The sequence below is a fragment of the uncultured Planococcus sp. genome (assembly GCF_947501725.1).
GTDB lineage: Bacteria > Bacillota > Bacilli > Bacillales_A > Planococcaceae > Planococcus > Planococcus donghaensis_C.
The window spans coordinates 1-12,932 of the sequence record NZ_CANMXD010000004.1; the positions used below are offsets into that span (position 1 = coordinate 1).

Consider the following 12,932-nt stretch of genomic DNA (forward strand, 5'->3'; position numbering starts at 1 on the left):
CACCTGCGTGAAATGTCCCAGAAACTGACGAAGATCCGCGGCGAAGAAAAATGGTACGACATGTCGGTGAAAATCGATGATATCGTCACAGGCCAGAAAAACCTTCCGCCGAACGTGGATTTCTACTCGGCTTCGGTCTACCACAGCCTGAACATCGAACATGACCTGTTCACGCCGATCTTTGCGGTTTCCCGCACATCCGGCTGGCTGGCTCACATCCTTGAGCAGTATGCGAATAACCGCCTGATCCGCCCGCGCGCGGAATACATCGGGCCTGGCATGCAGACATATGTGCCGGTTGAAGAAAGATAAGACGTAATAGATCCGTTCCATTCTCTATCTGGACGATATAGACTTTTCAACTTAACTACAACCCAAAAAGGCGATTCCTGAGAATACAGGAATCGCCTTTTTCATGTTCGGATGGACTATCCGCCGATATAGGACATGCCGATTTTATTGCGGTTTTTCGCTGTCAACTCCGTGCGTTCATCTGAGTAGCGGTCATCCCTTCGCTCCCAAACAGCAGATATTCTCTCCAATAACTCCTCATCGCTCAAGCCACTCCGTATCAATTCACGAATATCGAAATGGCCGGTAGCGAACAAACATGTGTAGAATTTGCCGTCTGATGAAAGACGGGCACGTGTACAGGAGGAACAGAAGGATTCCGAAACGGAGGTGATGAATCCGATTTGAGCATCCCCTTCTTCAAAACGGTAGCGCTTGGCCACTTCGCCGTAATAATCCTTATCGACAGAATCCAGCTTGTAGACTGTCTGCAGCTTCTCAAGAATCTGTTTTTTCGTCACGACTTTCTTGAAGCTCCAGCCATTGTCATTACCGACATCCATGAATTCGATGAAGCGCAATGTAATACCCCGCTCTTTGAAATACGCTGTCATAGGAAGGATTTCCTGTTCATTGACATCCTTTTGGACGACCATATTCACTTTGATTTCAAAGCCGACCTGTTGGGCAAAGTCAATTTGCTTCAGGATATGTGATGGATCGACCCCTCTGCCGTTCAGTTTGCCGAAAAGCTCAGGATCAAGCGCATCCAGGCTGATGTTCAAGCGCCGCAGACCTGCATCGTAAAGTGCCTGCGCCTGATTTCCCAGAAGCAGGCCATTCGTCGTCAAGCCGATATCCTCCACACCTTCAACCGAAAGGATTTTCTCGACAAGTTCAGGCAATCCTCGGCGCATGAGTGGTTCACCGCCTGTAAGCCGGATCTTTTTGACACCCATCGCCACAAAAATCTTAGTCAAGCGATGGATTTCTTCAAATGACAGTAATTCCTGTTTTGGCAAAAATGCATAATCATCACCGAAAACTTCTTTTGGCATGCAATAGGAACAACGGAAATTGCAGCGATCGGTAACCGAAATCCGCAGATCCCGTATTGGACGTTGAAACTGGTCCTCTATTGGTTTAATGGCCATTACGCCACCCCCTCTTTTAGTCATCGGGCTGATTCAGGTTGCGAAAAACGAGCGGATCTTCATGAATCTGTGATGAATCGATCCACTCGGTAGTTACTTGTTCCATAAACTTCATGACGCGCAATTGGCCAGCTTCCAACTCCTGCTGCAACTGTTCTTTGACTCGAATATCCCAAATGCTGAACAATGGGATTTTTTCAGCTGAATTTCTTACTGCTGTAATGTCGGCCGAACTGTCGGCCAAGGCCATCAGTTTCGCCGTTTCATCTGGCCCTACAAAAGGCATATCACAAGGCAGCACCACGTACTTCCGGGCGCGTCTTGCAGACATTCCTGACAGGATTCCAGCTAAAGGCCCCTCTCCTGCAATCCAGTCGAGATCTGTGATGACGTCCACTTCAGGTGAAAAACGAGCGACCAGCTCCGGTCTGGAAATAATGACCACATGATCACAGGCACCAGCCAAAGCCTTGTATGCACGTTCATAAAACATCTCTCCATCAACGGATGCAAAGGCTTTAGGTGAACCATAACGGCGTGATAGTCCGCCAGCCAGAAGGATGCCTACTGTCGAATTCATCCCCCGCTTACCGGCGGGATAAAAGCCACGATATCTCCAGCTTCCAAAACATCCGTCGGCAATGCGTATTCTTCATTAACCGCAACGCGTGCAGCTCCTGAAAGGAAATCCGGGTATTTTTCGGTTGCCCATTCCCAAAGTTCCGCTACTGTCCGTCCGGCCATATCCACTTGTTCTTCGGTAACTCCGGTCTGTTCCCGGAGTCCAGCAAAATAACGCAAGCTGATCATGTCAATTCCCCTTCCGGTTTTTTCTTCTGGTCGCCGATCCATTCTTCGCCGTCTTCCCATATTTCCTTTTTCCAGATCGGCACAATTTCTTTTATGCGTTCAATGGCGTATTCATTCGCCTCGTAAGCTGTTTTCCGGTGCGGCGACGAAACGGCGATAACAACTGCGATATCGCTGATCTGCAACTCTCCAATGCGGTGGGCAATCGCCACTTTCGTCCCTTCCCAGCGCTCTTCGATTTCTTCGCCGATCTGAGCCAGTTTCTTCTCTGCCATCGGCACATAGGCTTCATACGATAAATGCAGCGTTCGTACTCCTTTTGTCCATTCACGGACATGTCCGGTAAATAAAGTTACTGCACCCGCTTCAGGCCGCAGCACTATATCTGCATACAGTTGAGGATTGATCGCTTCTGTCACTATTTCAAATGTTTTCATTTCTGTCACCATCCATCCAATTAATAAACCAAGATTGCATTCGCTTACTGTCATTCTGCAGAACCATTGGAATCTTGTCCAGTCCCAATATTTCCTGCGTGACCACTAATGCGATCTGTTTTAACTGTTGAAGCTCCACCCAATCTTCGGCTGAGCGCAGCAAAACGATTTTTTCATAATCAGCTTCTTTGAAGCCTTCCACTAAAATCAAGTCCGGATTCCCCATCGATGCAAGAGCAATCAGTTCATCCAGTGTCGCTTTTTGTTTTCGCTGATGCAGTTGAACGACCCCACCGCCAAAAGCAATGGAACAATCAGCCCCCGCTTCAAATGATCGCATGCTGTCAGTTTGTGCGGACGGCAGCTCAAGTGAACCTCCGTGGCCATGATGCTTAATGGTGGAAACAGTCTTTCCTCTATTTTTTGCCTGTTTGAGCAAATCTAAAGTAAGTGTAGTTTTACCGCTGTTCTTAAAGCCGACCACCTGCAGCACTTTTACAGTTTCCATTTGCCAGACCCTTCTTCCATGCCCAGAAGCAGCACATCAACTGCATCGCCCGCCTGGAAACCGCGTGTACCGCCTGGAAGGACGATCAACGCATTGCCTCGTGCGATAGATGATACAGCATTCGACTTATTGAATCCAGCCGGCGTTGCTGTTTCCCCATCATATGTGGCACGGATAAAGCGGGTGAACGGATTGGCTTTGGTGAAATCCTCTCCCAACACCGCTGTCGTGTGCGGCAAATAAAGTTTGCGGGCTCCCATCATATTCAAGAGCGCCGGGCGAACAAACAATTCAAAGCCCGTAAAACAAGCGGACGGATTGCCGGACAAACCGAACAGATAACGTCCGTTCGCCACCGCAACGGTCGTCACACTTCCAGGGCGCATCGCCACTTTATTGAACAACACCTCAGCTCCGAGCCGTTCGTAGATTGCGGGCAGAAAGTCAAAATCGCCGACGGAAACCCCACCTGTAGTGATCAGGCAATCGGTCTCTTCAGCTGCTTTTTTGACCACTTCATAACTTTCATCCAATCGGTCGATCGACATGCCGTACATTTTGCAGCGGAAGCCCATCCGCCTCAACTGCGCCACAATCATCGGTCCATTGCTGTTGCGTATTTTTCCAGGCACCAGTGCATCTCCAACCTCCAGTAATTCGGTTCCGGTGGACAGGATGCCCACAATCGGCTGTTTAGCCACCGAAACCTGTGGATAGCCGAAAGTTGCAAGTAGCGCGATGGTTCCAGGATTGATCAAGCTGCCGCTGTCGATGACCATTTCGCCTTGCCGGAGATCCTCCCCCTGTAGAGAAACATTTTCCAATGCTTCAAACGGCTTGCGGATGGTGATGCTGCCCGTTGACTCCACTGTCTGTTCGAACATTACGACTGCATCAGCGCCTTCCGGCAGCTGTGCTCCGGTCATGATCCGGATTGCCTCACCCGCGCCCAACTTTTTGGCTGATACTTCACCCGCTCCAATATGATCGATCACGGTGAAGCCGATCCGGTTATCTCCTGACGCTCCACTGGAATCCATAGAACGGATTGCGTAGCCGTCATAAGGAGACCGGTTGAACGGCGGTACATCACTTGAAGCAACTATCGGTTCAGCCAAAATGCGGCCATAGCTTTCTTCCAATTCCACCGTTTCAGTGCCCAGCGGAAAAGCATGATCCAATACTTTCTTGACCGCTTCGGCGACAGGAATCGGATTGCGTTTCTCAACCATTGTAGTCCATCTCCTTCAAGTTCGTTTTTCTCTCCAAAAAAACGTGAGTTTTTCCTATGTATATTTTCATGCGCCATCTGTCTGTCTTTCTCTTCTTAAGTATAGTCCTTATCGTATTAAACTTATACAAACCTAAGTAGGCTGTCAAACCGCCGTTTAGGAATAAAACAAAAAAAGCCTTGAGAAATGACGCATTCAAGGCTTTTTCAGGAATTGTGTCCATCTTTTACTTATTGAAGGAATTGTTTTCCCATTCAATTGGCCGTTCCACTTTAATCGCTGACGACTTCAGGTGCAACAGGTACTTTGATTTCTGCATTCTTGGCCCGGATCCGGCGGATATCGAGACGAATGACTAAAGAGATTACCAAGGCTATAACAAATAGGCCGGCGAAGAACAGCAGGCTGCTTTCGTAGCTTCCGGTTTTATCCTTCATGAATGCAGCGAATAACGGTCCAGCCAGTCCCGCTGCTGCCCAGGCAGTCAGGATATAGCCGTGAATTGCTCCGAGCTGCTTGGTACCGAAAATATCTGCGATATATGCTGGAATCGAAGCGAACCCACCGCCGTAGCAAGTGTAGATGATTGCCAGCATAATTTGGAAGAAAATCGCGTTGGTCGTGAATGGCAATAACGCGAATAACGCGATCTGGATCACAAAGAAGGCAGTATAGGTATTCGGGCGTCCGATATAATCGGAAACTGCAGCCCATCCAAGACGGCCGAGGCCGTTAAAGATTCCGAGAACACCGACTAGCGCTGCCGCTTGAACAGTGGTCATGCCGATGCTGTCGATAGCCATCGGTTTTGCGGCAGATAAGATTGCGATGCCGCAAGTTACATTGATGAACAGCATGAACCATAGATAATAAAAGCGCTTTGTTTTAACCGCTTCATTGGCTGTCAGCTGGGACAAATCGATTTTCCGTTCTGCTTTGCCACTGTTGACCTTTTCTTCAAAGCCTGCAGGCGCCCAGCCTTCTTCCGGTTTTTCAAGGTACAGAGATGACAAGACCATGATGGTTAAATAGGCAGCACCTAGAATATAAAATGTCTGTTCCACTCCGACAGAAGTGATGAGCATTTCCATGATCGGGCTGCTGATGGCTGCAGCGAAGCCAAAGCCCATGATTGCAAGACCAGTGGCTAAGCCACGGCGGTCCGGGAACCATTTTACCAGAGTTGAAACCGGTGCGATATAGCCGATTCCAAGCCCGATTCCGCCGAGTGCTCCGTAAAAAACATAGAGCATCGGCAAAGAGGAAGCGCTTACAGCAAATCCCGATCCGATAATTCCGATCCCAAAGAAAAATGCTGCTACAAGTCCCGCTTTTCGCGGTCCATACTTTTCAACAAAGCTGCCGAAAAAGGCGGCTGACAATCCCAGGAACAGGATGGCGATACTGAACGTCAATTGCACTTGGCTGGTGGACCATCCAAACTGATCGATCAACGGATTCGTAAAATTGCTCCATGCGTAGACAGAACCGATTGAAATATGTATCCCAACTGCAGATAACGCAATCAACCATCTGTTTTTCGGCTTCTTTTTCATCTTCCCCTAACCTCCTGTTGTCAATAATAAAAGCATATATAAAATGGTTCCAGGCTTCGAAACCATTAGTTTTATCTTTTTTTAGGCTAATATTCACCATGTGAGGAAGGCGGAAAATCCAGGATTTAAACGGCGGAAGGATCACTTAAATCCGGGCATCTTCAGTTGGAAATATTAGGGCATATGGCCATATCAGCTTACTGAATAGTAAGACGATTAGAAGCATAGCACCCTTCCCTTTTTTTGTCACCTGATTTTATTTTTCATCAAACCGGAAGTTTCTTCCGTGACAATCCGTTCTGGATGCGTGTATAGATTAAACGATCCACCGCGGATAAAGCCGACTGCCGTGATTCCCAACTCATCAGCCAGTGTCAATGCCAGTTCTGTCGGAGCTGATTTCGACAAAACGATTTCACAGCCGATCTTCGCAACCTTAAGTAGAATCTCAGAAGAAATCCGGCCGCTGAAAACGATGACTTTGTTGCGGACGTCGATCTTGTTCATCAAGCAATGCCCATAGATTTTGTCCAATGCGTTATGTCTGCCGATATCCATCCGCGAAACGATGATGCCGTTTGCGTCACAGAGCGCCGCATTGTGGACGCCGCCCGTCTGCTTGAACATCTCCGCTGAAGCTGACATGTCATCCATCAGCTGAAAACAGTTTTTCGGGGTCAGTGTCACCCGGACATCGGACATTTTCTTGGCGATCATGGCGTCATGCGCAAAGACAAATCCCTGACGGCTCATGCCACAGCAGGAACTGATGAACCGTTTATTCTGAAGCTGCTCGAAAAACGGATAGACTTTTTCAGCGGTAACATGAACCGTTCCATTCTTTTCATCCACCCGGATTTCCTGGATGTCCCGGTAATTGGGGATGATGCGCTCAGAAACCAAAAAACCGATTGCCATCTCTTCCATGTTTTCAGGAGAACAGACGATGGTGATGAATTCCTTGCCGTTGATTTTGATGGTGGCAGGCTGTTCGACTACCACTTGGTCTTCTTTTTCAGTAAATACCCCCTTCTCGTAACGGAGGATTTTACGTGTTTTATCTTGCTGCATCCGATTTGCCTCCCCCTTCGCCGCTCTTATCGATTGGCCGGTCGAAAAGAAAGACAGATACTGCAATATCATCTTCAACTTTGATATCCGAAAACAGATGGACGAATTTCGCGCCGACCAGTTTCTCCATACCTTCCGGAGCAGCTGTGGCATAGACGCTCTGGATCATCCGCGTCCGTGCAGCGTGCACCATCTCCCTGCCTTCCGGTGTTCTGGCGATAAACTGTTCTGAAGGACTCAGGTTTCCATACAAAGTTGCGATGGCCATGTCATTTACAAAGATCGTCTGGATGCGCTCCGGCCCTTTACCGAAAAGGTTTTTCCGCAGCTTTCGAATGATGTCATTGAACTCATGGATCTGTCTGGACATATGGATCTTCTCCTCTTTCGGACTCGTTTTTTTTGACTATTTGAACTTCTGGTTGTGCATCTCCATTTTACTGTTTATAATAATAGCATATGTTGGTCTTGCCGTACTTTGATGCGGCAGCGCTTTCACTTTACCCTATACGGTTGGATTGGTCATTTAACAAGTCCTGTTAAGACACTATTCCACTATGAAACAGATGCACTTGTCAAGTGTGTTCTTCATAGTGGATTTTTTTATTCCCAAAAAGGAGGTTTTGACATGTCCATCAAAATTAACGGCTCACCTGTCGAATTCGAACAGGGGAAAACCATTTTACAGGTGCTGAACGAAGAAAAAATTCTTCACCCGCAAATCTGTTATATGCCTGAAGTCGATCCGATCAAGACCTGCGATACATGCATCGTCGAAGTTGACGGAAAGCTTGTGCGCGCCTGCTCGACTCCGGCAACCGCTGGAATGGAAGTTCAACTGGCTTCCCCTCGCGCCAAAGAAGCGCAGACCGAAGCCATGGACCGGATTCTCGAAAACCATTTGCTGTACTGTACAGTCTGCGATAATAACAACGGCAATTGCAAAGTCCATAATACCGTCGACATGATGGAGATCGAGCATCAAAAATATCCGTTTGAACCGAAATGTACAGTCGATGAAGTCGATTTGACCAACCCCTTCTACCGCTACGATCCGAACCAGTGCATCGCCTGCGGCCAATGCGTAGAAGTCTGCCAGAACCTGCAGGTCAATGAAACGCTGACAATGGACTGGTCACGCGACCGGCCGATCGTCCTATGGGATGGCGGCGCCAAAATCAATGATTCTTCCTGCGTCAGCTGCGGCCAATGCGTTACCGCCTGCCCATGCAATGCATTGATGGAAACGTCGATGCTTGGCGAAGCGGGCTTCATGACTGCCATTCCTGAAAAGATCCTTCAGCCGATGATTGACTTGGTGAAAGATGTTGAACCAGGATACAGCGGCATCATGGCTGTATCCGACGCTGAAGCTAAGATGCGTGAAACACGGACGAAAAAGACCAAAACCGTCTGCACATTTTGCGGCGTCGGCTGTTCATTTGAAATTTGGACAAAAGACCGCGAAATCCTGAAGATCCAGCCGGTTTCAGAAGCTCCGGCAAATGCGATTTCCACTTGTGTGAAAGGCAAATTCGGCTGGGATTTCGTCAACAGCGAAGAGCGCATCACCACTCCCCTGATCCGAAAAAATGGCGAGTTCGTTGAAGCCAGCTGGGAAGAGGCGCTTGATCTGGTCGCTTCAAAATTCAAAACGATCAAAGAAAAAAACGGCAAAGATTCCATCGGTGTCATTTCTTCTTCAAAAATCACCAATGAAGACAATTACATCATCCAAAAGCTGAGCCGTCAGGTATTTGAAACGAATAACGTGGACAATTGCTCACGCTACTGCCAGTCCCCAGCGACGGACGGATTGTTCCGCACAGTCGGAATGGGTGGCGATGCCGGTACGATCAAAGACATTGCGAGCGCCGGTCTTGTCATCATCGTAGGAGCCAATCCTGCAGAAGGTCATCCCGTGTTAGCGACTCGCGTCAAACGTGCCCATAAATTGCACGGCCAGAAATTGATTGTGGCCGATATGCGTAAAAATGAAATGGCTGAGCGTTCGGATATATTCATTACACCGAAGCAAGGAACAGACCAGGTATGGCTTATGGCCGTCACGAAATACATGATCGACCAGGGCTGGCACGATCAGCAGTTCATCGATGACAATGTCAATTATTTCAATGACTTTAAAGAAGTGCTTGACCAATATACATTGGAATATGCTGAACAACGCAGCGGCGTGTCGAAAGAAATCTTGATCCGCACAGCTGAAATGATCCGTGATGCTGATGGCACCTGTATCCTTTGGGGTATGGGCGTTACACAAAACACCGGCGGTTCAGATACATCAGCCGCAATTTCCAATCTTTTGCTGGCAACAGGCAATTACCGCCGTCCCGGTGCAGGCGCTTACCCGCTTCGCGGCCACAATAATGTGCAAGGCGCCTGCGACATGGGTTCATTGCCAGGGTGGCTGCCAGGTTATCAGCATGTGACCGATGACAATGCCCGCCAGAAATTTGAACGGGCTTATGGCGTGAAAATCGATGACAAGCCGGGTATGGACAATATCCAAATGCTGCAGGCTGTTGACGAAGGCATTATGAAAGCGATGTATGTCGTCGGTGAAGATATGGCTTTGGTGGATTCCAACGCCAACCATGTAGATGAAGTGTTAGCAAAACTCGACTTCTTCGTAGTCCAGGACATCTTCTTCTCCCGGACGGCACAATATGCGGACGTCATTCTTCCGGCAGCGCCATCGCTTGAGAAAGATGGCACTTTCACCAACACTGAACGCCGCGTCCAGCGTCTGTACAAAGCACTTCCGGAACTTGGCCAGTCAAAAGCGGATTGGTGGATTGTCCAGGAAATCGCCAACCGTTTGGGTGCAGGCTGGAACTACAGCCATCCAAGTGAGATTTTTGCGGAAATGGCTAGTTTGTCTCCCCTGTTCGCGAAAGCGGATTACGCTTCTATGGAAGGATGGAACAGCTTCCTCTGGGGAAGCCTAGAAGGAGAAAGCACGCCGCTCCTGTACGTCGACGGCTTTAATTTCCCGGATAAAAAAGCACGTTTCGCCTTATCCGATTGGGTGGAACCTGTTGTCTTCCCTGAAGAATATGATCTTCATATCAACAACGGCCGCTTGTTGGAACATTTCCATGAAGGCAATATGACCGATAAGTCCAAAGGCATCATTTCCAAATTGCCTGAGACCTTCGTTGAAGTATCTCCGCAACTGGCAAAAGAACGCGGACTGGAAGACGGATCAACTGTTCGACTCGTCTCTCCTTACGGCGCCTTGAAGTTACCGGTCATTGTAACCAAACGAGTGAAAGGCAACGAGCTGTTCCTTCCGATGAACTCGACGAAAAAAGAAACGGCCATCAATTTCCTGACAGGCCCTGCCGTCGATCAGCGTACCAATACACCTGCCTATAAGCAGACCAAAGTCCGCATGGAAGTGCTGAAGGATCATGTTAAACGCCCGTTGCCGAAATCAAATCCGCGGGATAAGAAACGGACCCCGCAATCCGGAATTGAAGTAGAACGCAAATGGGCACGTGAAGGCTATGTGCATTTGACAGATCAACGATAGAAAGGTGATGTCCTATGGCAAGTCCAATAACGCAGATCAAGAAAAAGGAATGGACCACTGAAGAAATCCGTCAGCAAAAGCTTTATGAACTGGAAACATTGATTGCTGAACAGGATCAGGCACTCAACAAACTGTTAGCCATCACGGGGGATTTGGACGATGCAGGAGTTCTCGATGCGATTCTCGCGATGGTCAAAGCAAAAGAAGGCATTGCTGAAGTAGTGATGGGACAAGCGACGCGTGAACCGGTGACCAATCTCATCAATAATATGATGAGTGCTGCCGGTGCATTGACGGCAATTGACCCCGCATCAACTGGTAAACTGGCTTCAAGTGTCGTGAACGGATTGAAAGAAGCGGAAACGCAGAATCAGAACGGCAAAAAACTCGGCGTATTTCAGCTGGTGAAGGCCTTCAGAGATCCTGACATCAACCGCACCATCAAGTTCGGTCTTAATTTCCTGAAAGGCATGGGAAAAGGATTGGATCGTTAAGAATTTTGAAAAGTATATTTCCTTATAGAAACAGCCACAGCTTTCTTTATAGCCGTGGCTGTTTTTTACTTTCTACTGGCGAATCAAACAGCAACCTCAAGATGCCTCTATTATATAGAAGGAATTGAATAGAGTTTGTGAGTGATTTCCCTCTTTCCTCCAGCTGGATTGCGGATCTAAGCACAGGATTCATCTGCAGCTATTTTTGTGTTCCTTCTATATATAACTCTTTAGGTTTGTTGCTCGTGCATAACAACTCTTTTAGCTCTGCAACTTTCTTAGGGTCTTTTATGAAATTAGATTGCAACACCTGTCAGAATACTCGAACTCCTTTATCGCTGGATATGTGCTTTTATCATGAAATACTCGCTTTTATCCAATTTTCAAGACAACTTTCCTTTTCTGTTATATATTAATTAACAAGAAAACAAACTGTATTAATACAGATTGTTAAATAATTTCTCAAACCAGAAAGGGATGGATGACATGACTACAAACAAACAACAACAAATCGAGGAACTGAATAAGAGCTGGGAACAGGACGAACGCTGGAACGGCATTGAACGTTCGTACACAGCTGAGGAAGTTGTAAAACTTCGCGGTTCTATCCAGATTGAACATACATTGGCGAGAAAAGGCGCTGAACGTTTGTTCCGCTCGATTCACGAAGAAGATTTTGTGAATGCTCTGGGTGCTCTAACTGGTAACCAAGCAGTTCAACAGGTTAAAGCAGGCTTAAAAGCAATCTACCTGAGCGGCTGGCAAGTAGCTGCAGATGCTAACTCTGCAGGCCAAATGTACCCAGACCAAAGTTTGTACCCTGTCAATTCAGTACCTGATGTAGTAAAGAAAATTAACCAAGCGCTTCAACGTGCAGATCAAATCGACGGCGTTGAAGGTACAGAAGGCTTTGACTGGTTCGCACCAATCGTAGCAGATGCTGAAGCTGGCTTCGGCGGACCGTTGAATGTCTACGAATTGATGAAAGCAATGATCGAAGCAGGCGCGGCTGGCGTACACTTTGAAGACCAACTGGCTTCAGAGAAAAAATGCGGACATTTGGGCGGCAAGGTATTGCTTCCAACTCAAAACGCGATAAGAAATTTGGTTTCTGCTCGATTGGCATCTGATGTACTTGGCGTACCGACCATCATCATCGCACGCACAGATGCAGATGCAGCTGATTTGATCACAAGCGACATCGATCCACGCGACCACGCCTTCATCACAGGCGAACGCACACCAGAAGGCTTCTACCGTACGAACGCTGGTATCGACCAAGCTATCGCACGCGGCCTGGCATACGCACCTTATGCGGATCTTGTCTGGTGTGAAACTTCTCACCCGAATTTGGAAGAAGCTCAGCAATTCGCTGATGCGATCCATGCAGAATTCCCGGGCAAGTTGCTGGCTTACAACTGCTCACCTTCATTCAACTGGAAAGCGAAGCTTGATGAAGAAACAATCGCGAAATACCAGGTTGAACTTGGCAAGATGGGCTACAAGTTCCAGTTCGTTACATTGGCTGGCTTCCACTCATTGAACCACAGCATGTTCGAACTTGCTCATGATTACAAAGATAACGGCATGGCGGCATACTCGAAGCTGCAGCAAGCTGAATTCGCCAACGAATCGAAAGGCTACACTGCAACACGCCATCAGCGTGAAGTTGGGACAAGCTACTTCGATGAGATCTCGCAGATCGTATCTGGCGGAACAAGCTCAACTACAGCTATGAAGGGCTCGACTGAAACAGCTCAATTCACAACAACTAAGTAAGCGAACCATACCTGTCGATTAGCATCCATTCCTACGCCACGGCA

Annotated in this window: 13 protein-coding genes; 4 read left to right on the forward strand and 9 right to left on the reverse strand. The window is 47.9% G+C overall.

The window, feature by feature from the left end; genetic code table 11:
• A partial coding sequence (locus Q0785_RS06540) for a citrate/2-methylcitrate synthase (RefSeq protein ID WP_298827337.1) occupies positions 1–312 on the forward strand: 312 nt, incomplete at its 5' end.
• A 116-nt stretch (positions 313–428) separates the two neighbouring features.
• On the opposite strand, the gene moaA is transcribed toward Q0785_RS06540, so the two are convergent.
• From moaA to Q0785_RS06585, 9 genes are all read right to left on the reverse strand, one after another.
• Positions 429–1,445, reverse strand: a complete 1,017-nt coding sequence (gene moaA, locus Q0785_RS06545; RefSeq protein WP_223642950.1) for a GTP 3',8-cyclase MoaA — start codon at positions 1,443–1,445, stop codon at positions 429–431.
• Between the two features lie 16 nt (positions 1,446–1,461).
• Positions 1,462–2,025, reverse strand: a complete 564-nt coding sequence (locus Q0785_RS06550; protein ID WP_223642952.1) for a molybdenum cofactor guanylyltransferase — start codon at positions 2,023–2,025, stop codon at positions 1,462–1,464.
• The gene (moaD, locus tag Q0785_RS06555; protein ID WP_223642954.1) at positions 2,022–2,255 is read right to left on the reverse strand and encodes a molybdopterin converting factor subunit 1; all 234 of its coding nucleotides are present in this window, start codon (positions 2,253–2,255) and stop codon (positions 2,022–2,024) included. Before moaD ends, Q0785_RS06550 begins: the two co-directional genes overlap by 4 nt.
• A complete protein-coding gene (locus Q0785_RS06560) occupies positions 2,252–2,692 on the reverse strand; it encodes a molybdenum cofactor biosynthesis protein MoaE (protein ID WP_223642956.1) in 441 nt (146 codons plus the stop codon). The genes moaD and Q0785_RS06560 overlap by 4 nt, the downstream gene beginning before the upstream one ends.
• A complete protein-coding gene (gene mobB / locus Q0785_RS06565) occupies positions 2,679–3,200 on the reverse strand; it encodes a molybdopterin-guanine dinucleotide biosynthesis protein B (protein ID WP_223642958.1) in 522 nt (173 codons plus the stop codon). Before mobB ends, Q0785_RS06560 begins: the two co-directional genes overlap by 14 nt.
• On the reverse strand, positions 3,188–4,432 hold the full coding sequence (gene glp / locus Q0785_RS06570; RefSeq protein WP_298827357.1) for a gephyrin-like molybdotransferase Glp: 1,245 nt from the start codon (positions 4,430–4,432) through the stop codon (positions 3,188–3,190). The genes mobB and glp overlap by 13 nt, the downstream gene beginning before the upstream one ends.
• A gap of 272 nt (positions 4,433–4,704) precedes the next feature.
• Complete coding sequence (locus Q0785_RS06575; RefSeq protein WP_298827360.1) at positions 4,705–5,988, reverse strand: OFA family MFS transporter; 1,284 nt, start codon at positions 5,986–5,988, stop codon at positions 4,705–4,707.
• Between the two features lie 246 nt (positions 5,989–6,234).
• Complete coding sequence (gene fdhD / locus Q0785_RS06580; protein ID WP_298827363.1) at positions 6,235–7,059, reverse strand: formate dehydrogenase accessory sulfurtransferase FdhD; 825 nt, start codon at positions 7,057–7,059, stop codon at positions 6,235–6,237.
• Entirely contained in the window at positions 7,046–7,429 is a 384-nt protein-coding gene (locus Q0785_RS06585) for a DUF2294 domain-containing protein (protein WP_223642966.1), read from the reverse strand. Before Q0785_RS06585 ends, fdhD begins: the two co-directional genes overlap by 14 nt.
• A 258-nt stretch (positions 7,430–7,687) precedes the next feature.
• Between Q0785_RS06585 and fdhF the strand changes: the two genes are divergently transcribed.
• The 3 genes from fdhF (at position 7,688) to aceA (ending at position 12,888) form a co-directional block, all read left to right on the forward strand.
• Complete coding sequence (gene fdhF, locus Q0785_RS06590; RefSeq protein WP_298827366.1) at positions 7,688–10,615, forward strand: formate dehydrogenase subunit alpha; 2,928 nt, start codon at positions 7,688–7,690, stop codon at positions 10,613–10,615.
• Between the two features lie 14 nt (positions 10,616–10,629).
• Positions 10,630–11,109: a DUF1641 domain-containing protein gene (locus Q0785_RS06595; RefSeq protein WP_298827368.1), complete on the forward strand. Its 480-nt coding sequence runs from the start codon at positions 10,630–10,632 to the stop codon at positions 11,107–11,109.
• A gap of 486 nt (positions 11,110–11,595) precedes the next feature.
• Positions 11,596–12,888: an isocitrate lyase gene (gene aceA, locus Q0785_RS06600; RefSeq protein ID WP_298827371.1), complete on the forward strand. Its 1,293-nt coding sequence runs from the start codon at positions 11,596–11,598 to the stop codon at positions 12,886–12,888.
• Positions 12,889–12,932: the final 44 nt, after the last annotated feature.

Bases quoted from the DNA above. Each gene is read 5' to 3' on its own strand.
- mobB (WP_223642958.1), bottom strand. From the start codon at position 3,200: ATGGAAACTGTAAAAGTGCTGCAGGTGGTCGGCTTTAAGAACAGCGGT.
- Q0785_RS06550 (WP_223642952.1), bottom strand. From the start codon at position 2,025: ATGAATTCGACAGTAGGCATCCTTCTGGCTGGCGGACTATCACGCCGT.
- aceA (WP_298827371.1), top strand. From the start codon at position 11,596: ATGACTACAAACAAACAACAACAAATCGAGGAACTGAATAAGAGCTGG.
- moaD (WP_223642954.1), bottom strand. From the start codon at position 2,255: ATGATCAGCTTGCGTTATTTTGCTGGACTCCGGGAACAGACCGGAGTT.
- fdhD (WP_298827363.1), bottom strand. From the start codon at position 7,059: ATGCAGCAAGATAAAACACGTAAAATCCTCCGTTACGAGAAGGGGGTA.
- moaA (WP_223642950.1), bottom strand. From the start codon at position 1,445: ATGGCCATTAAACCAATAGAGGACCAGTTTCAACGTCCAATACGGGAT.
- glp (WP_298827357.1), bottom strand. From the start codon at position 4,432: ATGGTTGAGAAACGCAATCCGATTCCTGTCGCCGAAGCGGTCAAGAAA.
- Q0785_RS06560 (WP_223642956.1), bottom strand. From the start codon at position 2,692: ATGAAAACATTTGAAATAGTGACAGAAGCGATCAATCCTCAACTGTAT.
- Q0785_RS06595 (WP_298827368.1), top strand. From the start codon at position 10,630: ATGGCAAGTCCAATAACGCAGATCAAGAAAAAGGAATGGACCACTGAA.
- fdhF (WP_298827366.1), top strand. From the start codon at position 7,688: ATGTCCATCAAAATTAACGGCTCACCTGTCGAATTCGAACAGGGGAAA.
- Q0785_RS06585 (WP_223642966.1), bottom strand. From the start codon at position 7,429: ATGTCCAGACAGATCCATGAGTTCAATGACATCATTCGAAAGCTGCGG.
- Q0785_RS06575 (WP_298827360.1), bottom strand. From the start codon at position 5,988: ATGAAAAAGAAGCCGAAAAACAGATGGTTGATTGCGTTATCTGCAGTT.